The following is a 21,408-nucleotide window of genomic DNA, read 5'->3' as shown; positions in this document are numbered from 1 at the left end:
TTCGTGGGCCTTTTTACATTCTGTGCATGGACGGGAAGCTATTCCCGTTCCTTGACGTAAGGGGTACCGAGCGCCTTGGGCGCCACCGCCTTGCCGATGAAGCCAGCCAGCAGGAACACCGTCAAGATGTAGGGCAGCGCCTCTATCGCCTGCACCGGGATCGGGAAGTCGCCGATGCTGACCCCCTGCAACCGGATGGCGACGGCGTCGAGGAAGCCGAACAGCAGACAGGCCGCCATGGCATTCCAGGGACGCCACTTGCCAAACACCAGCGCCGCCAGTGCCATGAAGCCCTTGCCCGCGCTCATGTTGGGGATGAACTGGGCGGTCTGGGCCACCGCCAGATAGGTGCCCCCGATCCCGGCCAGCAGGCCACCGATGATGAGCGCTGTGTAGCGCATCCGCACCACCGAGATACCTGCGGTATCCACCGCCGCCGGGGCCTCGCCCACCGCCCGCAGCCGCAGGCCGAAGCGGGTGCGGAACAGCACCCACCAGGCCAGGGGAACTGCGGCGAAGGCCACGTACTCCAGCAGGGAGTGACCGCTCAGGAGCTCGCTGTAGAGCTGGCCGATGACGGGCACGTCATAGAGCTCCTTGGCGAAGGGCAGGTCGATGGGGGCGAAGCGGGCATCGCCGGAGAGCGCCGGGGTCTGGCCGCCCTGATCGAACCAGTAACGGCCCAGGGTCACGGTCAGACCGGCCGCCAGTATGTTGATGGCCATGCCGCTCACCACCTGATCACCGCGGTGGGTGATGGTGGCGAAGCCGTGCAGCAGGGCGAACAGGATGGAAACCCCCACCCCGGCACCCAGCCCAATCCAGGCGGAGCCGGAGACGGCGGCCGCGGCCGCACTGGCGAAGGCCGCCGCCAGCAGCTTGCCCTCCAGGGCGATGTTGACCACCCCGGAGCGTTCGCAAAACATGCCCGCCATGGCCGCCAGAATGAGCGGCGGCGCGGTACGAATAGTCGCGTCCAGCATCAGGATCAACATTTCAAACATGGCTTGGACTCCCTTCGGCTCGCAAAACATTCCTGTCATCCATGGCAGCCAGGATCAGGGGCGGTGCTGTACGAATGGTCGCGTCCAGCATCAGGATCAGCATTTCGAACATGATCAGACTCCCTTCACTTGTGCGGTTGAGCGGTTGGCAAACGCCAGGTAGGCCTGCTCGATGCGCGGACGCAGCATGTGCTCGAGGGCGCCGCAGAACAGGATCACCAGACCCTGCAGCACCACCACTATGTTGCGATCCACCCCGAACTCGAAGCTGAGCTCGGCGCCACCCTGATAGAGGAAGCCGAACAGCAGGCTGGCGATGATGACGCCGACCGGGTGGTTGCGACCCATCAGGGCCACCGCTATGCCGGTGAAGCCGAAGCCTTCCACGAAGTTGAGCTTGATCTGGTGCAGCTCACCCTGCAGCACGTTGAGGGCGAAGAAGCCCGCCAGCATGCCGGAGATCACCATGGCCAGGATCACCACCTTGGGGTAGGAGATGCCCGCATAGGCGGAGGCGCTCTGACTGGCCCCCACCGAGCGGATCTCGTAGCCCCAGCGGGTATGCCAGATGAAGACCCACACCAGGGCCGCACAGATCAGCGCCCAGAAGAAGCTGATGTTCAGCGGGCTGTTCGGCATGGTCACACCGAAACCGGCCGCCAGCTCGCTCATCTTCGGCAGCCAGCTCGCCACGGCGAACACCTTGCTCTCGGTGGCCATGGATCCTGGCGGCTTGAAGACGTCCACCAGCAGGTAGGCCATCAGGGAGGCGGCGATGAAGTTGAACATGATGGTGGTGATGACGATGTGGCTGCCTCGCTTGGCTTGCAGCCAGGCCGGGATGAAGGCCCAGGCCGCGCCGAACAGGCCACCGGCTATGATGGCGAGCGGCAGCAAGAGCGCGAACGGCAGCACGTCACCGAGCAGCAGACAGACCAGCCCCACGCCCAGGCCGCCGATATAGGCCTGGCCCTCACCGCCGATGTTGAACAGGCCAGCGTGGAAGGCCACCGCCACCGCCAGACCGGTGAAGATGAAGCCGGTGGCGTAGTAGAGGGTGAAGCCTATCCCCTCGCCGGTGCCGAAGGCGCCGTACCACATGATCTCGGCGGCATCGACCGGGTTGATGTCGAGGTAATAGAACAGGATGGCCGACACCAGGAAGGCCAGCAGGATATTGACCGCGGGCAGCACGCCCACGGAGATCCAGGCAGGAATACGTACTTGGCTCATCAGTGGGCCTCCTTGGCAATCTCGTCCGGCACTGGTGTGTTGACCATCATCAGACCCCATGTTTTACGGCAGGATACCTGGTTCATGATGCGGCTCCTTCGGGTTGGCTTGCCGCCACCTCGTCGGGAACGATATTCGCCATCATAAGACCTATGGTGCGCTCATCCGCCCTGGCACCGTCCAGCTCGCCGACGATGCGGCCGTCGGCGATGACCAGGATGCGGTCGGACAGGCTCATGATCTCGTCGAGCTCCACCGACACCAGCAGCACCGCCTTGCCCTTGTCGCGCATGGCGATGATCTGCTGGTGGATGTACTCGATGGCGCCGATGTCGACGCCGCGAGTCGGCTGGCCAACCAGCAGCACATCCGGGTCCTGCTCCACTTCCCGGGCGATCACCAGTTTCTGCTGGTTGCCGCCGGAGAAGTTCGCGGTCTTGTGTTCCGGGCTCGGCGGGCGCACGTCCCACTTCTCCATCTTGGCCTGGCAATCCTGACGGATCGCCTCCTTGTCCTGCAGCCAGCCCTTGTTGTATTGCGGGCGGCGGTGATAACCGAGGATGAAGGCCTCTTTCGCCTCGAAGCGATTGATCAGTCCCATCTTATGCCTGTCTTCGGGGATGTGGCCGAGGCCGAAGTTGCGCACCCGCTCCGGATCGGCCGGATGGGTCAGGCTCACCTCGTGGGTCTGGGCCTCTCCGATGATGGTGAAGCTGCCCTTGCTGGGCTTGAGGATGCCGCCGAGCAGGCTGAGCAGCTCGGACTGACCGTTGCCCGAGACCCCGGCGATACCGACAACTTCCCCGGCCCGCACCGCGAAGCTGACGGACTTGACCCGTTCCACCCCGGCGTCATCGACGTAAGAGAGACCATCGACCTTGAGCTTGGCCTCGCCCGGCTGGGCGGTGCCCTTGTCGACCTTGAGGCGCACCTTGCGGCCCACCATCAGCTCGGCGAGCTGCTCCTTGTCGGTGTCCCTGGTGGCGACGTGGGCCACCATCTCGCCCCGGCGCATGATGGAGACCTGATCCGTGATGGCCAGGATCTCCCGCAGTTTGTGGGTGATGAGGATGATGGTCGCGCCCTGATCCCGCAGCTTTTTCAGCACCTCGAACAGGTGATCCGCCTCTTGCGGGGTCAGCACCCCGGTGGGTTCGTCGAGGATCAGGATGCGGGCGCCGCGATAGAGCGCCTTGAGGATCTCGACCCGCTGTTGCAGGCCCACCGGCAGATCCTCGATCTTCTCGTGCAGCGGCACCTCGAGACCATAGTCCCGGGCCAGCTCGCCGAGCAGTTTCTCGGCCGCCGCCAGGCTCTTGCCCAGGTGCCAGCCGTTTTCCGCGCCGAGGATCACGTTTTCTAAAACAGTAAAATTGTTCACCAGCATAAAGTGCTGGTGCACCATGCCCACCCCTGCGGCAATCGCATCTTGTGAGCCATGGGGTTTGAAGGGGTTGCCGTCGATGAGCATCTCGCCTTTGTCGGCGTGATAGAAGCCGTAGATGATGCTCATCAGGGTCGACTTGCCGGCGCCATTTTCGCCGACGATGCCGTGAATGCTGCCTTTACGAACCTGAAGGTCGATCTGCTTGTTGGCGTACACTTCGCCAAAGCGCTTATCGATACCTCTTAATTCGATGGCATAGCGATCTGTCTGGTCCATGATGCAGTCCTTGCGGGTCATGAAGTAGAGACTAAAAACCGGCCCGTGCGGGCCGGTCTGGATTGAGAGTCGTAGCAGAGACTCGGTACTTGCAGTATCAGTACTTGCAGGAGTTGTCGCTCATGTAGTCGTGCACCTTGATCTTGCCGGCGATGATGTCGGCCTTGATGCTTTCGACCTTGGCTTTCATCTCCGGGGTGATCAGCTTGGCGTTGTTTTCGTCCAGCGCCCAGTCAACACCGCCTTCGGCCAGACCCAGGGACTGGATACCCGGCTTCCAGCTGCCCTTGGCGGCATCATCCCAGCTCTTGTACGCGGCCAGACCGACCGACTTGACCATGGAGGTCAGCATGGTGCCCGGCTGCAGGTGGTTCTGGTTGGAATCCACGCCGATGGCGAACTTGCCTTCGTCCTTGGCAGCCTGGTAGACACCGATGCCGGTACCGCCGGCGGCGGCATAGACAACGTCGGCGCCCTTGGCGAACTGGGACTTGGCCAGTTCCGCACCCTTGGCCGGGTCGGCGAAGGCGGCCGGGGTGGAGCCGGTCATGTTCTGATAGACGTCGATCTTCGGATTGATGTACTTGGCGCCCTGCTCATAGCCGCACTGGAACTTGCGGATCAGCGGGATGTCCATGCCGCCCACGAAGCCGACCTTGCCGGTCTTGGAGGCGATGGCCGCCAGGGCACCCACCAGGAAGGAACCTTCATGCTCCTTGAAGATGAGGGACTGGACGTTCGGCTTGTCGACCACCATGTCGATGATGGTGAACTGGGTGTTCGGGAACTCGGTGGCCACCTTCTCTACCGCAGAGCCCATGTTGAAGCCGACGGCGACGATGGGGCCGTTGCCACGGCTGGCCAGACGACGCAGGCCCTGCTCGCGCTGGGCTTCGTTCTGGGGCTCGAACTCCTTGACCTTGACGCCTTTGTCCTTGTTGTAGACTTCGACGCCGTTGCGGAACACGGCTTCGTTGAAGGACTTGTCGAATTTGCCTGCGGTGTCATAGATGACGGCGGGCTCGGAGGCTGCCTGGGCAGAAAGGGCAGCGAGGGTGAGGGCGGCCACGGTGGCCAGCTTGAGCACTTTAGTCACGATCGTATCCTTGATTGTTATGTGAGGGTCCACAACCTGTCTTGGCAGGTCATAAAGCACGCTGGCTAACTGTAAGTGAGCCAGCCTGTGGGTCAAGGGGATCATAGAGGAAAAACGTTTGCGTTAACGGTTTGAAATATAAGCAAATTGCTTTATAAGTGTTTGTTTTTAGGTTTGTTTGCAGAGTTAAATGCTGCGATTAATAGGCGTCAAACGACATTTGCTATTGTATTCATGAAGTTATGCGCAAGCGTTTTCCTGAGGCGATGAAAAAAGTGGTTTCTATCGGCACCAGATCAGGCCGCCAGGCCGCTTCTGTCGGCAGGGGGGCACGGGCGCCGCACCTCGACTTGGTCTCTGGCCGCTCAGGCCGTATAATCGCCGCCTGTATAAATAAACAGGAGTGGTGATGGACGTTTCAACCCTGCTCGACGGGCTCAACGACAAGCAAAGAGACGCGGTGGCGGCCCCTCGCAGCAATCTGCTGGTGCTGGCAGGCGCCGGCTCGGGCAAGACACGGGTGCTGGTGCACCGTATCGCCTGGCTGATGCAGGTGGAGCGTTGCTCACCCTTCTCCATCATCGCCGTGACCTTTACCAACAAGGCGGCGGCCGAGATGCGCGGCCGGGTCGAGAAGGTGATTGGCGACGGGGTGCGCGGCATGTGGATAGGCACCTTCCACGGCATCGCCCACCGCCTGCTGCGGGCCCACCATCTGGATGCGGGCCTGCCCCAGGACTTCCAGATCCTCGACTCCGACGACCAGTACCGCCTGATCCGCCGGGTGCTCAAGGCGCTCAACCTCGACGAGAAGCACTGGGCCCCCCGCGCCGTGATGGGCTACATCAACGGCAAGAAAGACGAGGGGCTGCGCCCCGGCGACATCGACCTCTACGGCGACCCCGTCACCCGCACCTATCAGCAGATCTACAAGACCTACCAGGAGACCTGCGATCGCTCCGGGCTGGTGGACTTCGCAGAACTCCTGCTGCGCGCCCACGAGCTGTGGCTGAACAGGCCGCACATCCTCGAGCACTACCGCGACCGCTTCCAGAACATACTGGTGGACGAGTTCCAGGACACCAACGGCATCCAGTACGCCTGGCTGCGGATGCTGGCAGGGGAATCCGGCAAGGTGATGATCGTCGGCGACGATGACCAGTCCATCTACGGCTGGCGCGGCGCCAAGATAGAGAACATCCAGCGCTTCCTGACCGACTATCAGGGGGCCGAGACCATTCGCCTGGAGCAGAACTACCGCTCCACCGCCAATATCCTCAAAGCCGCCAACAGCGTCATCGCCAACAACGCCGAGCGCCTCGGCAAGGAGCTCTGGACCGAGGGGGCCGAGGGCGACCCCATTTCCCTCTACGCCGCCTTCAACGAGGTGGACGAGGCCCGTTTCGTGGTGGGCCGTCTCAAGGACTGGAAGGAAAAGGGCGGCCTCTTGGCCGACTGCGCCATCCTCTATCGCTCCAACGCCCAGTCCCGGGTGCTGGAAGAGGCGCTGATGCAGGACGCCATGCCCTATCGCATCTACGGCGGCCTGCGCTTCTTCGAGCGCCAGGAGATCAAGGACGCCATGGCCTACCTGCGCCTTATCAACAACAGAGGCGATGACGCCAGCTTCGAGCGGGTGGTCAACACCCCGACCCGGGGCATCGGCGATCGCACCCTGGAGATATTGCGCAACAACGCCCGGGATCAGGGCCAGAACCTCTGGCAATCGGCCAAGACCCTGCTCAACGACAAGGTACTGACCGGCCGCGCCGGCAATGCGGTGCGCGGCTTTGTCGATCTCATCGATGCGCTGGAGGAGCAGGTTGGCATGCTGCCCCTGCACCAGCAGGCGGATATCGCCATCCAGAATTCTGGCCTCAAGGCGATGTATCTGGCGGAAAAAGGCGAGAAGTCCCAGGCACGGGTAGAGAACCTGGACGAACTGGTCACCGCCTGCCGCCAGTACCAGCGCCCGGACGAGCTGGAAGACATGAGCGATCTCTCCGCCTTCCTCGCCCACGCGGCGCTGGAATCCGGCGAGAATCAGGCGGACGAATATGCCGATGCGGTGCAGCTGATGACCTTGCACAGCGCCAAGGGGCTGGAGTTCCCGCTGGTGCTGCTGGTCGGCGTGGAGGAGGGCATGTTCCCCAGCCAGCAATCCACCGAGGAGTCGGGCCGGCTGGAAGAGGAGCGCCGCCTCTGTTACGTGGGCATGACCCGCGCCATGGAGAAGCTCTACATCTGTTATGCCGAGAGCCGCCGCATCTACGGCCGGGAGATGTTCCACAAGCCGAGCCGCTTTATCCGCGAGATGCCTGCCGAGTGTCTGGAAGAGATCCGGCTGCGCACCCAGGTGAGCCGCCCCACCCAGTACGGCCGCTTCAGCCAGAACGAGGTGCAGCAGAGCTTCGACGCCAGCGGCATCAAGCTCGGCCAGCGGGTGCTCCATCCGAAATTTGGGGAAGGGATAGTGCTCAACTTCGAAGGGGTCGGCCAGCAGAGCCGGGTGCAGATCCAGTTCGACGACGTCGGCGCCAAGTGGCTGGTGACGGCGTATGCCAGATTGGAGGCATTGTAACTTTTTTCATAACCCCTCTCCTTTGAGAGGGGGGTTCCTCACTGACTTAAAGCCAAATCTAACCTCTCTTTATTAAGAGCATATTTGACTTACTCAGCCTCATTCTTACATATTTGTCCATTGTTTTAGGATATTTTCCTACACCAGTGGAAAGAATAATTTGATAATCCTTGTTAAGTCTATTTTCGAGACTTATTAGAGTTTCCAAAAGAATGTCCAGTTGGTCTTTATCAATACCAATATTCTCTGGCGTATCTATCAACAGCAATCTAGGAAATGGGATTTCCTCATTTAATGAAAGAGCTAGAAGAGTCACAAAGTAGAGTAATCTACGATGAACGCCAGCACTAGCTTCTTTATAACTCCCATCATTGATAACTGGCATGTAATTATCATCACTAATAATTGCCTTTCTACAATCACTGAGGCTATGAGTCATGAGTGAGTTATATTTTTTACTGAATGACGTAATCTGATTCAAAAGCTCAAGTTTTGCATCAGCCTCTAATTTCTCTACTACCGCTTTAGCTCTTTTAAGTTCAAGCCCAACGGACTCTTTACGTTGCTCATAGGTCTTGAGCCGCTCTTCTAGTTTGTTTGCCTGTAAAAGGACATTTAATTTATCTTTATCATTAAAGATCTCTTGATCTATATTCTCTATGGATGAATAAGATGTAATTATATCAATGTTTTCCAATAATGAGCCGAGCTCAGCATACACCGAATTCAATTTATCTTTTTGTGCATTCAGCAGCCCTTCAACCCTAAAAATATCTTCACCCATATCGGCTATAGATGACTTAACTGTCTCAGAACTTTTTATTTTACTCTTCAGTAAAGACAGGTACTCGTTGGGATTGTAGAAATATCTTCGATATTCATCCTCCTCAACATGACTACCACAAACACACTTATTAGTAGGCCGTTCGACTGTTTTTAGACAATATGGACATGTATCGGGAGTAAATAGCTCTAACTGCTGATGAGTATGAATTATTTTTTGAATTCTTGAAACATCATCATAAATACTTAATAAAACACTATTTAGAGTTTGCTTTTTATTCAACAAAAAGTCTAACTGTTGGCTCAAAAAACTAACTCTTTTCTCTAGAGAGATTACTCGTCTTTTGTTATCATCAATGACTGCTGTGTTATCTACAGAACTAACTTTATCTCTAAGTAATTTGTTTTTTCGCTCTTGGTTATATACGATCCTCTCTTCCAATATATTTATTTCCTTTTTAAGGAAAACATCATTCATTATCTCTTTCAAACCAAGCTGACTAATCAACTCATTAACTATTAACTGGAACTCTCTAAATATAGCGGATGCGGCTTCATAGTCAGATTGCTTTCTTTTCATTGACCCCTGAGCCTTATAAAGGCTCATCATAGCTTTGCCAACCAATATTTCAAATATAGCTTTTCTAAGATATTTAGAGTCTGATATATAATTGGCATCATCTGCCGGCTTATATATTTCCTTAATATCGGAACCTTGGTTATGATATACCAGTCTCATGATATCAGTAAAACCAAGCTTAAACTGATGCCCTGCGTTATACAGTTCGATAGAAGGAATGTTTAGCTCATCTAATATCCAATCTGAAAAAATAATATCAGCACTTGTATTTCTATTTATTTTAAATGAGGTGGCTTTTCCGTAATTCTCACCGGATATGTATATATCTCGACTATCACTTATTACTGATATTATGTTTTCATTCATTTTTCTTATGAGAGTATAGGCAACACCTTCAATTTTAATAATCAACTCTACATAATTATTACTGTCATTCACTATCTCAGAATGAGTTTCTGAACTTCCTTTGTTGAATATAGAAACTTTACCACCTAAGCCAAAATACAGAAGATTGAAGAATGTAGTTTTACCGCACCCATTAGGTGCCTCCAATATAAAGATATTTTCATCATCCATTATAGGAGACTCGAAGTAATATTTATCTCCGTAATAGTTAAGTCGATGTATTTTCAAGGTGCTCATAATTCAACGCCACAATTTTTAAAAACCATTCCAATGAATCTATCCAACCCAGTACGATTAACTGTCGGATTCAACTCTTTAAACTTAAACAAATTACTTATTTCATTGTCAAACAAGTTAACAGGGAATAGTGACTCAAAGAAAGCTTTGTTTTTTTTAATGTCTATAAATACATCAAACACTTCTGGCTGAGCCGTTCTCATTAAAGAAATTACGCCTTTTTTCTCCAGCGAACGCAATATTTTTAATGTATCCCTTTGATGTAAAAAACCCTTGTTAAAACATGAAAAAATAAAATCCTTGTCGTCGACATTAACGATCTCTGTATTTTTATACCTCATGAGTGTATTTATTATCGTATTCTTAGATATAATCTGGGCAATGAATGATATTTTCCTATGATCCTTGAAAACACCACTACCTCTTGGAGCCAACTGATATATAGTCAACAAAGACAAGTACGTAATATAATAAAAATCCTCACCAGATATGAAGCTAACACGCCTTTTATTTTTATCATCCATAGCTATATCAATCATAAGCCAAATAACAGTCATCTATTAATGATAATATCACACCTTGTATATTATCTCGATCAATCATTTTAATATCATAGGTACATTTAAGTGAGTTTAACTTAGTGATGCACAGCTCTGTCATTGAGTCCAAGTGTGCATCAAGCTCATCTCGACTATGCTTTCTTTTTTCAATTTTAGAATCCATGTACTCTTCGCAAAAATCATATATGCGAAATCTTAAAGCTGCATAACCCTTCCCAAAAAGATCTTCATTCTTCCTAGATGAACTAGCACGCCTATTTAATCTTGAAATGTATTTTGGCGGTACACTATCCAGTACAGAACAATATTTATCCTCAAGATTTCTAGATGATTCCATTTCAATTTCTGAGAACATTTCAAACGTAGGATCTATAGGTTTCAGCTCATTCTGACTAGTAGCAATTTTTGTAAACACCAGTTCAACATCAGATGTATTTACGAATCTAGACAACTTGTGCTCATTCATTTGCCTTTTATCAAAAAGGTTCACCAACCCTGATAAGATGAAACTTTCTAGGCCATCATGCTTATAACTGAAAAATCTAGCCTCACGAATTTTCTCTAGAACCAAATCTTCATAGCCTGAAATTGACGTCACCTCGAAATCAAAATTTATTGACTTTATGAAATTATAAAACTCGTCATTTGACCAAGATTTAACCTTTGTGCTTTTTCCACCTATAACTTTGCTACCATCTCCATCTATAAATGTATATTGCTTTACATACTCCTCTTCAAAAAGAGCTCTAGCAATTAATATTTCCGTTTCTGATAATTCTAAATCTGATGATAATTTTTTGAGGATAGAAAATGATGTTTTACATTGTGATGTTGGTAGGTAATTAGGATCTAATGATACTATTAGTTTATTATCAATGCTTTCATCAGCTAATTTTGCAGAACAATACATCGAGAAATTTAATGACTGACTATCCTCTAACAAATGAAAGTATTGGTCACAAAAGGCGACAAGCGTATTTTTTATAGCAGAGCTATTAAAGCTTAAAGATGATGAATAATGCTTGTTTTCCTCAAGGCTGTACGCAGAATTAGCCTCTTCATGAATTACCAAAGAATCCTCGATAAACTCAGTAGCACAATAAATTTGCTCTGTAGTTTTAGAAATACTATCTAACAATCTGAAAACAGCTCTGTACTTTTGGAATAGTAACCCTTTCCCTGAAGTACTTGCAGCCTCTCTATTGATAATCTCTGTCATACATCTAGCTATTGATATTATTGTTAAATTTAAATGAGTCTACCGTTTATTCGGGCTCACATGAAGCGTTTTCAAGTAATGACAACTACCGGATTCTAAAAATTCACTTCACAAGATTGCTCTCCATCACCCCTTGCTTGCCTTCCTCTTCACTGACCTGGCTCAGCTTGGAGCGGGCCATCAGCAGGCCCATTTTGACCTCCTGCCAGACGTAGTAGTTTTTACCCGCCTCGGTGCTGAGGGTCAGGGTGGCGTCGTTCTCCGACTTGGAGGTGATGGTGTGGCTGCCCGGCGTCACCTGCTTGAGGATATAGCTGTGGGCCACGGTATCACCGACCGCCATACCATCCACCAGCACCGGCATTTTAACGGCTGTGCCGAAGGTCTCGTTGCGATAGATATAGAGGTTGGCCGCATCCTTGGGCGCCACAAACTGCTTGGCCTGCGCGTCTGCGGTGGCATCGGCCATGGGTACGGAAGCACAACCGGAAAGCAGCGCCGCCGACAGCAGGGCAGCACTCATCAATATTTGCCTGAACATAGTGGTTTGGTTTGAGTGGGTTAACGGGGTTTAAAGGTTCGCATGAGGCTTTGTTACCGGGCAACTACTCAAACCACCGCCGGTGTGACGGGATTCAATATTCCGACAATTAACCGGCATGGTGCGGCACTTGGACGGTGCGGCGAACCGCGGCATACTGCCCCGTTACCAGATGGGAGTCATTAATGTCTAAGTGGATGTCGACACTGCGACGGCTGGGGTTGTGGTTGTTGCGAAAAGCGGCGCTGGCGCTGCTGACCAGCCTGCTGTTTGCCCTCTCGTTCGCTCTGTTCCAGTACGCTTCCTGGTGGCCAACGCTGACAGACAATGCATTCCTTGTGTGGGGCGGCTCCTATCAAGGAAATACCTTTGCCGAGCTGGCTCTGCCCATGCTGAAGCTGGGTACCCTTCTGGGCACTCTCTTCTGGCCGCTGTTCTTACTGACGCCCCGCCCGCTGTTGTTGCCGCTCTTTGCCGGGCTCTGGTTGTGGCAGACCTATGACATCGCCTTTATGACGGCAACCGCATCGACCTGGCTGCCCCACGAGATCATCCGGACCTTTATCCTGCCCCACACCCATTGGCTGCTGCTCACCCTGCTGGCGCCGCTGCTGCTGATCCGCCAGCTTGGCAGGCGACTATTTGCGGATACGTCGGCAACACAGGCAGGGGGCGTCATCCTGGACGACGGACGGTAGCCAGGGAATCGACCGATGAGGTGATCGTCCGATTACGCGATCGTCCGATTACGCTTCGCTAATCGAACCTACATGCAGGCGGGTTCCGACAGGAAAAAAAACCAAGATCCCGCCTGTTGGGCTCACCTCAGCTGAAACGCCTTGACGATAAATTCGATAAAGAGCCGGACGTTTCGGGACTGTTCTTTATGGAAGGGGTAGACGGCGAACAGGGCGTGGGGGTCGGGTTGCCAGTCGGGGAGCAGTCTAACCAGGGTGCCGTCTGCCAGTTCGCTCGACACGAACTCTTTGGGCACCAGGATCACCCCGAGCCCTTGCACCGCCGCCTGTTTCAGGGCGATGCCGTTGTTGGCGCAGAAGCTGGCGGGGGGCAGCTCCACCGCCAGGCTCTCCGCGTCTCGGGTGAAGAACCACTTGTTGGGGGAGGAGGAGAGGCTGTAGCGCAGGCAGTTGTGGGCCTTGAGATCCTCAGGATGGGCGGGCTGGCCCGCCTGCTTCAGGTAGTCGGGGGCGGCGCAGAGCACCCGTTGCACCTCGCACAGGGGTTTGGCGCGCAGGGTGGAGTCCTCCAGGGTGCCTGCCCCCCGGATCACCAGATCCAGCCCCTGATCCACCAGATCCATGTAGGCGTCGCTCAGGATCACCTCGATGCCGATCTCCGGGTAGCGGCGCTGGAAGTCGCAGACAAGGGGGTTGAGGCGGATCAGCCCGTAGGACATGGGCATGCCGATCCTCAGTCTGCCCCTGGGGGTGAAGGAGGCGGCCATGATGGACTGGTCGGCGGCCTCCAGGCTGTCCAGCACGGCGCATATCTGGCCGTAGTAGGCCATGCCCGATTCGGTGACGCTCAGCCGCCTTGTGGTGCGGTTGATGAGGGCGATGCCGAGAAAGGCTTCCAGCTCGTTGATGTTCTTGCTGACCGCCGCCTGGGAGAGGCGCAGGTCGTCCGCCGCCGCCCTGAAGGTGCCCATCTCCACCACCCGGCGAAAGACGTTCAGCGCCGTGATCTTGTTCATCCTGCCCCCGTTAATTCACTACTGGTAAATGATGGCGCCATCATTGCGCACTTTTATCACAATAGTGCGGATCCCGGGGCTGTCCATCCCCCATCCCCGGCCATCGGTCGCCAGCCGTGATGGAAAAGAGAGGCATGACAAGGGCGGCCGGGCTGCAGCCCGACCGCCCGGAGCATGGAGGATGCTTATTGCGTCTTGCCTGGCGCGGGGGGCAGGCTGATGCCGACATCGGCCCAGGGGTTGGTGCCGAGCAGCTGCGCGTGGGGCACCTCGGCCTGGTAGCGCATGGTGAATGCCTCGGGGCCATGGGCGAAGGCCACCAGCAGCCCCTGTCTGGCGTCCATCAGCCCGGCGTGCATGCCCAGCCCGTGATAGCTGATCCGCACGGCCTTGTCTTCAAGGCCCACCTTGTCGATCTGGAAGCGGGCGATGCTGCCGTCTTTCAGGGTAAAGCCCCAGCGGAAGGGGCCGCCGCTGACCACAGTCATCACCTCGTCGATGTCGGTGCCGTCTTCTGCTGAGTTGACGTGCATGCGGCCATATTTGCCCAGCACGGCGCTGCGGGTGCGCTCGTCCAGCGCCATCAGGTCATAGACCTTGGGGTAGGGGCCGACGCCGGTCTCTTCGGTGGCGACGCCGCCCCCTTTCACCGCGGGTTCGCGCCCTGCGAGCCTGGCCTGCTCCAGCAGATCCCCCTGGCTCAGGTTGAAGGCCGCAATCAGGGCGCCGTGCTCAGCTTTGGTCAACGCGCGGCGGTGGGAGGCTTCGAGCAGGGGCCTGGCGGCCTCGGGGATCTCGACGGTGACCACGTTGACCCCTATGGGGTTGAGCACCCCGTTGACTGCCTCGACCCCGGTCACGGCGGGGCGGCCATCGCTGAACTGCACCGAGACAAGGTCACCGGCGAAGGTGTTGAAAGACATGGCAGAGGCGATGGCGCCAGCCAGGAGAGCGACGTTGGTGAATTTCATATGAGACTCCTCGTTAAGGTTCGAGAAGCAGTCTAGGGCGGTGAAGTGTTCACTGAAATGGCACTCGACTGATATGAAAATTCACTCATGGTAATGAATCACGAGGAAGAGGGGCATCCGGGAGCCGATGTCTGAGCCGGGAGCCCCCGACCGGTCATGGGCCCCGTGACGGAGCGGGCCGGCGGCTCCTGTATTGACTGAGGGTCAGTCGGAGGTTTCCTGCTCGGCTGGGTTCTGGGGCTGGAGCGCCTCTTTCTGCTCCGCCCATTTCAACAAGGCATCCAATGCCGGGCACAGGGCCTGTCCCCAGTCGGTCAGGCGATATTCCACCTTGGGCGGCACCTGCGGGTAGACCTTGCGCACTACTATGCCGTCCGCTTCCAGCTGTCGCAGCTGCTGGGCCAGCATCTTCTGGGAAATGGCCGGGATCAGCCGTTCAAAGTCCGAATAACGCTGCACTTTGCCATCGAACAGGTGAAACAGGATGACCAGTTTCCAGCGGCCTTCCAGCAATTTGAGCACGTCTTCGACACCGATAGCCGCAGTCGAAGGGGTATAGATCCTGGTCATGGGTGAGTCACTTACTTTTTTGTGCGTTCTTGATTAAACGTAAGCCTATGTGGAAAGTGGATGTACAGCAACTCTCTCTCAGCGAGGATGACGATGACTTCTCTACACTTTCCATCCATTGCCACCTATTTCGAGGTCAGCAATGGGGCGGATCCGGCCCGCCTTGCCGGGTGCTTCACCGCAGATGCGCTCGTGCGGGACGAAAGCCATACCCATCAGGGGCATAGCGCCATCCAGGCCTGGATGGCAGGGACCCGAAAAGCCGTCGAGTACAGGGTGGAGCCGGTGACGGTGACGCAGGCAGGGGCGCGGGTGACAGTGGTTGCCGAGGTGGCGGGCAACTTCCCCGGCAGCCCGGTGATGCTTGAACACCGGTTTCTGATGTCGGGCAATGACATTCAATCTCTGGAGATACTGTGATGGCGATGGATTTGGCACTGCAAGGCCGGCGTGTACTGATCACCGCAGGTACCAAGGGGGTGGGGAAAGCCGTGCTCGCCCTGTTTCGTGACAATGGCGCCCGGGTGCTGACCACGGCGCGCAGCCGCCCGGCGGACCTGCCCGAGGCGCTGTTTGTCGCCGCCGACCTGACCACTGTGCAAGGCTGCAACACGGTGGTGGATGCCGTCAACGCCAGGCTGGGCGGCGTGGACATCATAGTCCACGTGCTGGGCGGCTCATCGGCGCCGGGTGGCGGCTTCGCGGCACTGGGGGAGGATGAGTGGCAGCGGGAGCTGAACCTGAACCTGATGCCTGCGGTGCGTCTGGACAGGGCGCTGTTGCCCGCCATGCTGGCACAGGGGGAGGGGGTGATCATCCATGTCACCTCCATCCAGCGTGAGCTGCCTTTGCCGGAGTCGACCACGGCCTATGCCGCCGCCAAGGCTGCGCTGTCAACCTACAGCAAGAGTCTGTCGAAAGAGGTGACGCCAAAAGGCGTGCGGGTGGTGCGGGTCTCTCCCGGCTGGATAGAGACAGAGGCATCCGTTGCGCTGGCTGAGCGGCTTGCGACCCAGGCCGGCACGGATTACGAGGGAGGCAAGCAGATCATCATGGATTCCCTGGGGGGGATCCCCCTCGGCCGCCCCGCCAGGCCGCAGGAAGTCGCGAATCTCATCGCGTTTCTGGCCTCGCCTCTGGCCGCCTCTATCAGCGGTACTGAATATGTGATTGACGGGGGCACTGTGCCCACCGCTTAGGCAGGCACCGGGAGGGGCATCAGAGAAAGGAGGCCCCCACCCCGGGCCGCACGCTGTCAAGGCGGCCCAGGCAGGAGTTCGGTGCCTTGCTGGGGGCCGCCTTCTGCTGCCACCGCCTCGACCTGGCTGGCGCGAGAAATCATCCATGCCTTTATCCTGCCCCATGCGCACTGGCTGCTGGTCACCCTGCTGCCGGCACTGCTGCTGATCCGCACTCTTGGCAAGGGATGGTCCGGTTCACCCCTTCGCCCCTAAGCCCTGCGGGCGGCAGATAACCGGATAGCCAATAAAGCCCTCCCTTCGCTGCCGGACCCCCAAGGTGGGGGCGTCACTGCTTTCTCCTTCCATGTTCGCCTCTTGCAACCTCTGCACCCTTGCTTGCCCATCTGCCCGGCCAGGAAAGATCAAAATCTCTCCCCCCTCTGTGTGTTTGCGTACAGACCGGGCCTGTGGACTGGTCGCACTATCAGATGGGTCGTTTATGTCGCCCACATGCAACTTCTAGGAGAAAGCCATGACCATTGGAACCGTTCTGCTGATCGTGCTTGTCCTGCTACTGATCGGTGCCATTCCCCGCTGGCCGCACAGCCAGGGCTGGGGCTACGCGCCAAGCGGCATCATCGGACTGGTACTGACAGTACTGCTCATCCTGGTCTTGCTAGGCAAGATCTAGGCAACTTCACTTCGGAGAAATCAACAGATGCCACACAGCAACCTAACCCTCGTCGCCATCTCGCTGCTCTGTACCTTGGGGCTGAGCGGGTGCGACAAACCGGGGTCGGCGGAACAGGCCGGCAAGAGCATAGATGAGGCGGCCAGCGAGACCGGCAAGAAGGTCGATGCCACCCTCGACAAGTATGAAAACAAGATGAGCCAGAAAGGTGCCGAGAGCGCCCAGGCCTGGGCAGACACCGAAGTCACCACCAAGGTGAAGACCAAGCTCCTCGGCGAACCCGGGCTCAAGTCAATGCGGATCAGCGTCGACACCGTCGGCGGTGTCGTCACCCTGACCGGGACGGCCGACTCGAAAGCCAACAGCGACAAGGCCAGCGCGATCGCGATGGCGGTCGATGGCGTCGAGAATGTCGTCAATCAGCTGACACTCACCAAGACCCAGTAGGGTCGCTTACCCAGGGAGCACAAGATGGAAATGCACCAAGCCTACAGGAAACGAATGAGCGCCCAGCTCAAGGAGTGGGGCTGCCAGATCAACCTGCTGGAAGCCAGGCTGGAGACCCTCTCGGCCGACATGAGGGTCAAGGGGACCAAGGAGCTACAGGCACTGCGTGCCAGGCAGCATGCCGCCTCCGACAGCATGGAGGTGCTCGGCAGGGAGAGCGGCGAGTCCTGGGTGCAGGTCAAGCTGACCGCCGACCAGATGTGGCACGATCTGAAGAGCGGTCTGGCTGACGCCCAGTCGAAATTCAAGTGAACGGGGATCCCCCTGGGGGAAACTGGGTATCCCAAGATGAAAAAATCGGCGAACGCCCGGCTGGGGAGTTCGCCGCCCTTTCAGCCAGCATGATGATATTCACCTGGCAGGGAGATCAGGCCCCTCTTGAAGCGCTCGCCGCCTTTCCCCCACGCGGCTGGCTGGCCCTGTATTGCCCACCCCCATCCCTCCTTCCACCTCGCCAACCGCCATCACGGAGAGAAAGCGCTGTGATCCGATCGTTCGGGACAGTCATATCACTCTGGCCACTTACCAAATGGAGATTGATCAAATGAAATGGTTTCAGAGTTGTGCAGCCATTGCCATGGGATTAACCCTGGCAGCCTGTGGGGGGAGTGATAATGACAGCAGTCCGCCCAATGCCATCATCAGGATCAGCCATCTGGCCCCTGATGCCCCCAAGGTTGATGTAAGGGTCGATGGTGCCCCTTTCCTGACGGCCGTTGACTATGGCAGCAGTAGCGGGCTCAAGCCGGTTGCCGCTGGCAGTCACGAAGTGGCGGTAGACGGCATCTTGCCAGGGGGGGCGACGACGACGGTCATAGGCCCTCTGTCTCTCGAGCTGAAATCCGACACCCAGTACGACGTGCTGGCCGTCGGCAAACTGGCTGGCAGCGGTGATACCGCCTTTGGCCCGCTGGTGATTGAGCGGCCGAACCAGGCGCCGACAGGCGGTGATATTCGTGTGCAGGTGCTGCATGCCGCACCGAGTGCACCGGCAGTCGACGTCCATGTCACCGCGCCGGGGGCCGCCCTGGCCAGCCCGACTCTGGCCAATATTCCGTTCAAGACCTACAGCGACCCCCTCACCCTGCCGGCAGGGGAATACCAGATCAGGCTGACCTTGGCGGGGACTGTGGATGTGGTTTATGACTCTGGCCCGCAGACGCTCAGCGGGGGGACCGACTTGCTGATGGCGGCGATCGATAACCTGGGGGCGGGGCCAAGCCCGGTGCAGTTGCTCGCCATCGGCGATGCTGGCGCCACCCCCATCCTGTCTGTCGATGAGCAGGCTCGGCTGAGGGTGGTCCATGCAGTTGCCGATGCCCCTGCCGTCGACATCTGGGTGAATGGCGTTGCCCCGACAGCGGCCCCGCTGCAAGGATTGGCCTTCAAGGGGAACACCGGGTATCTGGGGCTGGCCGCCGCCGATTATGACTTTGTGGTCACGCCAACCGGAGCCGTCACCCCTGAGGTGATCAGTGCCAGCGACGTGCCGCTCAAGGCGGGGGCTCGCTACTCCCTGTTTGCCGTGGGCCAGTTGCTGGACCCCTCAGGTGAAACCATAGAGCCACTGTTGCTGACGGATACCGGACGGGTGGTTGCTACCGAGGCTCAACTGCGGGTGCTCCATGCCGCCCCCACGGCACCGGCGGTCGATATCTACCTGACTGCGGGCACGGACATCAGCGGCGCCTCACCGGCGCTCAAGGCCGTGCCCTTCAAGGCAGACAGCGGCTATCTTGCCATTGCCGCCGGTGATTACCAGGTCACAGTCACGGCCTCGGGTGACAAGACCCCGGTCATAGGTCCCCTGCCGGTCACCCTGACCAACGGTCAGGTGCTGACAGCCGCGGCCCTGTCTGACAGTGTCGGTGGCGTGGATCCTGAGCTGCTGATCCTGGACGACGTCAGCAGCAAATGATGACCCTCTGCGAGTCGGCTGACTCGCAACCTGACCCAAACTGAGCCCTTCAGTTTGGGTCTTTTTATGGCAGGAAGTCTGGGTGTCCCAGGATGATGACACCAGCGAGATCAGGCCCCCCGCCAGCGCTTGAACAGCACGCTGGCATTCACACCGCCAAAGCCAAACCCATTGGAGATGGCGTGCTCGATCCCCATGTCACGGGCCGTGCCCCGCACTATGTCCACGCCGTCGGCGAACGGGTCGGGTTGCTGCAGGTTGCGGGTGGCAGGCACTCTCTGATCGCGAATGGCCAGGGCGGTGAAGATGGCCTCTATGCCCCCGGCGGCCCCCAGCAGATGGCCGGTGGCTGACTTGGTGGAGGTCACCGCAATCTGGTTGTCATCCCCAAATACGCGTTTGATGGCGGCCAGCTCCCCCCTGTCACCCACCGGGGTCGAGGTGGCATGGGCATTGAGGTGCTGGACATCCGCCGCCTGAATGCCGGCCTGAGCCAGGGCCGCCATCATGGCGCGGCGTGCGCCGTCGCCATCTTCGGGACCTGCGGTGAGGTGATAGGCGTCGGCACTGGTGCCATAGCCCACCAGCTCCACTATGGGGGTGGCGCCCCGGGCCAGGGCGTGTTCCAGGGATTCAATCACCAGGATCCCGGCCCCTTCGCCCATGACAAACCCATCGCGGTCGACATCGAAGGGGCGGGAGGCCGCTTCGGGGTCGTCGGCATAGGCTGAGGACAGCGCGCGAGCAGCGGCAAACCCGCCCAGACTGACGCGGTCAATGGTGGCTTCGGCCCCGCCACAGATGGCGATGTCGGCCTCACCACAGCGAATGAGCCGGGCGGCGTCGCCAATGGCCTGCACCCCTGCGGCGCAGGCCGTGACCGGTGCCCCGAGCGGCCCCTTGAAGCCGAAGTTGATGGAGACATGGCCCGCCGCCATGTTGACCAGGAAGGAGGGGATGGTGAAGGGGGACAAGCGGCGCGGTCCCCGCTCATCCGTGGTGCGCACCGCATCGACGATGGCGGGGAAGCCGCCGATGCCCGAGGCGATGATGGTGGCGGTGCGCTCCTGCTCCGCCGCCGTCCTGGGGGCCCAGTTAGCCTGCAGCAGGGCCTCCTTGGCCGCGGCAATGGCAAAGAGGATGAAGCGATCCATCTTCTTCTGCTCCTTGAGCGGCACCACTGCATCAGGATCAAACCCGGCCAGGGGATCTTCTGCCAGGGAGGGCACCATGGCGCCCACCTTGGCGGCCAGCCCTTCGGTGAAGGCCTCCGGCAGGCGGCGCAAGCCGGACTGGCCCGCCAGCAGCCGCTGCCACACTGTTTCCACCCCATATCCAAGCGGGGTCACCGCTCCCATTCCTGTCACCACGATGCGAGTTGAGCTCATGATTCTGATTCCTGTTTCGAAGGGTTATCGCCGCTCATCACGCCATTGGCATGGCGCAGACGCTGCTTCATGCCGTCACTGGCGGCCGGTCCCGGCACCAGGGTGTGGCGCGAGGGTGAAATCTCCTGACCCGTGCGCCTGTCCACCAGCATGGGCTCGACCAGCTCGCCCGTCTGGGCATCCCTCAGCTGGATGCTGGCCCCCTCGGGCGCAAGGTGGTTATTGCCCCAGGTGAGCAGCGCGATCAGCACGGCGCTGAGATCCTGGCCGCGGGGGGTGAGCGCATATTGATAGCGAGGGGGGCGCTCGGAGTAGAGCCGCTTCTCCATCAGCCCCCCCTCGACCAGGGCGGTCAGGCGCCGGGTCAGTATGTTGGGGGAGATGCCAAGGCTCTTTTGAAATTCATCGAAGCGCGACAGGCCATGCATGGCATCGCGGATAATCAGCAGACTCCACCACTCGCCGACATGATCCAGGCTGCGGGCGATGGGGCACTGCTGTTCACTCAGACTCTTCTTGCGCATATGGGCTATCAGGTTACTTGCATAATGGAAGTCACCATACGG

Annotated in this window: 22 protein-coding genes; 9 read left to right on the top strand and 13 right to left on the bottom strand. The window is 57.4% G+C overall.

The features are described from left to right. Window positions 1-38: 38 nt before the first annotated feature. The 4 genes from WIR04_RS19995 to WIR04_RS19980 form a co-directional block, all read right to left on the bottom strand. Window positions 39-1,004, bottom strand: coding sequence for an ABC transporter permease (locus WIR04_RS19995; protein WP_025325295.1), 966 nt, complete (start codon window positions 1,002-1,004; stop codon window positions 39-41). 114 nt (window positions 1,005-1,118) lie between these two features. Further along, window positions 1,119-2,237 carry an ABC transporter permease gene (locus WIR04_RS19990; RefSeq protein WP_307766070.1) on the bottom strand — a complete coding sequence of 373 codons (1,119 nt, stop codon included), beginning with the start codon at window positions 2,235-2,237 and terminating at the stop codon, window positions 1,119-1,121. 82 nt (window positions 2,238-2,319) lie between these two features. Then, window positions 2,320-3,900 (bottom strand): ABC transporter ATP-binding protein, encoded by a 1,581-nt coding sequence (locus tag WIR04_RS19985; protein ID WP_338889267.1) that lies wholly within the window; start codon window positions 3,898-3,900, stop codon window positions 2,320-2,322. A 97-nt stretch (window positions 3,901-3,997) separates the two neighbouring features. Next, window positions 3,998-4,996, bottom strand: coding sequence for a BMP family lipoprotein (locus WIR04_RS19980; protein ID WP_025325298.1), 999 nt, complete (start codon window positions 4,994-4,996; stop codon window positions 3,998-4,000). Between the two features lie 409 nt (window positions 4,997-5,405). On the opposite strand from WIR04_RS19980, the gene uvrD reads away from it, so the two are divergent. Continuing rightward, window positions 5,406-7,577, top strand: a complete 2,172-nt coding sequence (gene uvrD, locus WIR04_RS19975; protein WP_338889265.1) for a DNA helicase II — start codon at window positions 5,406-5,408, stop codon at window positions 7,575-7,577. A 58-nt stretch (window positions 7,578-7,635) separates the two neighbouring features. Here the strand turns inward: uvrD and WIR04_RS19970 are convergent, their stop codons facing one another. The 4 genes from WIR04_RS19970 to WIR04_RS19955 form a co-directional block, all read right to left on the bottom strand. Beyond that, window positions 7,636-9,582, bottom strand: coding sequence for a hypothetical protein (locus WIR04_RS19970; RefSeq protein ID WP_338889263.1), 1,947 nt, complete (start codon window positions 9,580-9,582; stop codon window positions 7,636-7,638). Continuing rightward, window positions 9,579-10,106, bottom strand: coding sequence for a hypothetical protein (locus WIR04_RS19965; protein ID WP_338889261.1), 528 nt, complete (start codon window positions 10,104-10,106; stop codon window positions 9,579-9,581). Before WIR04_RS19965 ends, WIR04_RS19970 begins: the two co-directional genes overlap by 4 nt. Window positions 10,107-10,113: 7 nt before the next feature. Next, the gene (locus WIR04_RS19960) at window positions 10,114-11,361 is read right to left on the bottom strand and encodes a hypothetical protein (RefSeq protein ID WP_338889259.1); all 1,248 of its coding nucleotides are present in this window, start codon (window positions 11,359-11,361) and stop codon (window positions 10,114-10,116) included. A 103-nt stretch (window positions 11,362-11,464) separates the two neighbouring features. Continuing rightward, entirely contained in the window at window positions 11,465-11,902 is a 438-nt protein-coding gene (locus WIR04_RS19955) for a DUF2846 domain-containing protein (RefSeq protein ID WP_338889257.1), read from the bottom strand. A 185-nt stretch (window positions 11,903-12,087) separates the two neighbouring features. Between WIR04_RS19955 and WIR04_RS19950 the strand changes: the two genes are divergently transcribed. Next, a complete protein-coding gene (locus WIR04_RS19950) occupies window positions 12,088-12,600 on the top strand; it encodes a hypothetical protein (RefSeq protein ID WP_338889255.1) in 513 nt (170 codons plus the stop codon). Between the two features lie 122 nt (window positions 12,601-12,722). Here the strand turns inward: WIR04_RS19950 and WIR04_RS19945 are convergent, their stop codons facing one another. The 3 genes from WIR04_RS19945 to WIR04_RS19935 form a co-directional block, all read right to left on the bottom strand. Next, on the bottom strand, window positions 12,723-13,616 hold the full coding sequence (locus WIR04_RS19945) for a LysR family transcriptional regulator (protein WP_338889253.1): 894 nt from the start codon (window positions 13,614-13,616) through the stop codon (window positions 12,723-12,725). 185 nt (window positions 13,617-13,801) lie between these two features. Next, complete coding sequence (locus WIR04_RS19940; protein ID WP_338889251.1) at window positions 13,802-14,587, bottom strand: hypothetical protein; 786 nt, start codon at window positions 14,585-14,587, stop codon at window positions 13,802-13,804. Window positions 14,588-14,791: 204 nt separating this feature from the next. After that, on the bottom strand, window positions 14,792-15,157 hold the full coding sequence (locus WIR04_RS19935; RefSeq protein ID WP_025325304.1) for a winged helix-turn-helix transcriptional regulator: 366 nt from the start codon (window positions 15,155-15,157) through the stop codon (window positions 14,792-14,794). Window positions 15,158-15,250: 93 nt separating this feature from the next. Here WIR04_RS19935 and WIR04_RS19930 point away from each other — a divergent pair, with 93 nt between their 5' ends. From WIR04_RS19930 to WIR04_RS19900, 7 genes are all read left to right on the top strand, one after another. Beyond that, window positions 15,251-15,577: a nuclear transport factor 2 family protein gene (locus WIR04_RS19930; protein WP_059114014.1), complete on the top strand. Its 327-nt coding sequence runs from the start codon at window positions 15,251-15,253 to the stop codon at window positions 15,575-15,577. After that, a complete protein-coding gene (locus WIR04_RS19925; RefSeq protein ID WP_338889248.1) occupies window positions 15,577-16,356 on the top strand; it encodes an SDR family oxidoreductase in 780 nt (259 codons plus the stop codon). The genes WIR04_RS19930 and WIR04_RS19925 overlap by 1 nt, the downstream gene beginning before the upstream one ends. Window positions 16,357-16,437: 81 nt before the next feature. Continuing rightward, window positions 16,438-16,611, top strand: coding sequence for a hypothetical protein (locus WIR04_RS19920; protein WP_338889246.1), 174 nt, complete (start codon window positions 16,438-16,440; stop codon window positions 16,609-16,611). Between the two features lie 259 nt (window positions 16,612-16,870). Then, on the top strand, window positions 16,871-17,029 hold the full coding sequence (locus WIR04_RS19915) for a DUF3309 family protein (RefSeq protein ID WP_080675034.1): 159 nt from the start codon (window positions 16,871-16,873) through the stop codon (window positions 17,027-17,029). A gap of 27 nt (window positions 17,030-17,056) precedes the next feature. After that, entirely contained in the window at window positions 17,057-17,476 is a 420-nt protein-coding gene (locus WIR04_RS19910; protein WP_338889244.1) for a BON domain-containing protein, read from the top strand. 24 nt (window positions 17,477-17,500) lie between these two features. Next, complete coding sequence (locus tag WIR04_RS19905) at window positions 17,501-17,788, top strand: hypothetical protein (protein ID WP_338889242.1); 288 nt, start codon at window positions 17,501-17,503, stop codon at window positions 17,786-17,788. Between the two features lie 292 nt (window positions 17,789-18,080). Further along, window positions 18,081-19,454 (top strand): DUF4397 domain-containing protein, encoded by a 1,374-nt coding sequence (locus WIR04_RS19900; protein ID WP_338889240.1) that lies wholly within the window; start codon window positions 18,081-18,083, stop codon window positions 19,452-19,454. 110 nt (window positions 19,455-19,564) lie between these two features. Here the strand turns inward: WIR04_RS19900 and fabF are convergent, their stop codons facing one another. Then, window positions 19,565-20,842, bottom strand: a complete 1,278-nt coding sequence (gene fabF / locus WIR04_RS19895) for a beta-ketoacyl-ACP synthase II (RefSeq protein ID WP_338889238.1) — start codon at window positions 20,840-20,842, stop codon at window positions 19,565-19,567. Continuing rightward, window positions 20,839-21,366: a winged helix-turn-helix transcriptional regulator gene (locus WIR04_RS19890; RefSeq protein ID WP_163137072.1), complete on the bottom strand. Its 528-nt coding sequence runs from the start codon at window positions 21,364-21,366 to the stop codon at window positions 20,839-20,841. Before WIR04_RS19890 ends, fabF begins: the two co-directional genes overlap by 4 nt. Window positions 21,367-21,408 lie beyond the last annotated feature (42 nt).

The sequence above is a fragment of the Aeromonas rivipollensis genome, assembly GCF_037811135.1.
Lineage (GTDB): Bacteria > Pseudomonadota > Gammaproteobacteria > Enterobacterales > Aeromonadaceae > Aeromonas > Aeromonas rivipollensis.
Note: the sequence above shows the minus strand (reverse complement) of the source record. Positions and strands in the feature narration are given on the sequence as shown.

What these genes read in the sequence shown, in the direction of transcription:
- WIR04_RS19985 (WP_338889267.1), bottom strand. Translation starts at nt 3,900, where the DNA reads ATGGACCAGACAGATCGCTATGCCATCGAATTAAGAGGTATCGATAAG.
- WIR04_RS19960 (WP_338889259.1), bottom strand. Translation starts at nt 11,361, where the DNA reads ATGACAGAGATTATCAATAGAGAGGCTGCAAGTACTTCAGGGAAAGGG.
- WIR04_RS19910 (WP_338889244.1), top strand. Translation starts at nt 17,057, where the DNA reads ATGCCACACAGCAACCTAACCCTCGTCGCCATCTCGCTGCTCTGTACC.
- WIR04_RS19990 (WP_307766070.1), bottom strand. Translation starts at nt 2,237, where the DNA reads ATGAGCCAAGTACGTATTCCTGCCTGGATCTCCGTGGGCGTGCTGCCC.
- WIR04_RS19965 (WP_338889261.1), bottom strand. Translation starts at nt 10,106, where the DNA reads ATGGATGATAAAAATAAAAGGCGTGTTAGCTTCATATCTGGTGAGGAT.
- WIR04_RS19915 (WP_080675034.1), top strand. Translation starts at nt 16,871, where the DNA reads ATGACCATTGGAACCGTTCTGCTGATCGTGCTTGTCCTGCTACTGATC.
- WIR04_RS19995 (WP_025325295.1), bottom strand. Translation starts at nt 1,004, where the DNA reads ATGTTTGAAATGTTGATCCTGATGCTGGACGCGACTATTCGTACCGCG.
- uvrD (WP_338889265.1), top strand. Translation starts at nt 5,406, where the DNA reads ATGGACGTTTCAACCCTGCTCGACGGGCTCAACGACAAGCAAAGAGAC.
- WIR04_RS19955 (WP_338889257.1), bottom strand. Translation starts at nt 11,902, where the DNA reads ATGTTCAGGCAAATATTGATGAGTGCTGCCCTGCTGTCGGCGGCGCTG.
- WIR04_RS19940 (WP_338889251.1), bottom strand. Translation starts at nt 14,587, where the DNA reads ATGAAATTCACCAACGTCGCTCTCCTGGCTGGCGCCATCGCCTCTGCC.
- WIR04_RS19945 (WP_338889253.1), bottom strand. Translation starts at nt 13,616, where the DNA reads ATGAACAAGATCACGGCGCTGAACGTCTTTCGCCGGGTGGTGGAGATG.
- WIR04_RS19900 (WP_338889240.1), top strand. Translation starts at nt 18,081, where the DNA reads ATGAAATGGTTTCAGAGTTGTGCAGCCATTGCCATGGGATTAACCCTG.
- WIR04_RS19935 (WP_025325304.1), bottom strand. Translation starts at nt 15,157, where the DNA reads ATGACCAGGATCTATACCCCTTCGACTGCGGCTATCGGTGTCGAAGAC.
- WIR04_RS19905 (WP_338889242.1), top strand. Translation starts at nt 17,501, where the DNA reads ATGGAAATGCACCAAGCCTACAGGAAACGAATGAGCGCCCAGCTCAAG.
- WIR04_RS19950 (WP_338889255.1), top strand. Translation starts at nt 12,088, where the DNA reads ATGTCTAAGTGGATGTCGACACTGCGACGGCTGGGGTTGTGGTTGTTG.
- WIR04_RS19970 (WP_338889263.1), bottom strand. Translation starts at nt 9,582, where the DNA reads ATGAGCACCTTGAAAATACATCGACTTAACTATTACGGAGATAAATAT.
- WIR04_RS19925 (WP_338889248.1), top strand. Translation starts at nt 15,577, where the DNA reads ATGGCGATGGATTTGGCACTGCAAGGCCGGCGTGTACTGATCACCGCA.
- fabF (WP_338889238.1), bottom strand. Translation starts at nt 20,842, where the DNA reads ATGAGCTCAACTCGCATCGTGGTGACAGGAATGGGAGCGGTGACCCCG.
- WIR04_RS19890 (WP_163137072.1), bottom strand. Translation starts at nt 21,366, where the DNA reads ATGCGCAAGAAGAGTCTGAGTGAACAGCAGTGCCCCATCGCCCGCAGC.
- WIR04_RS19930 (WP_059114014.1), top strand. Translation starts at nt 15,251, where the DNA reads ATGACTTCTCTACACTTTCCATCCATTGCCACCTATTTCGAGGTCAGC.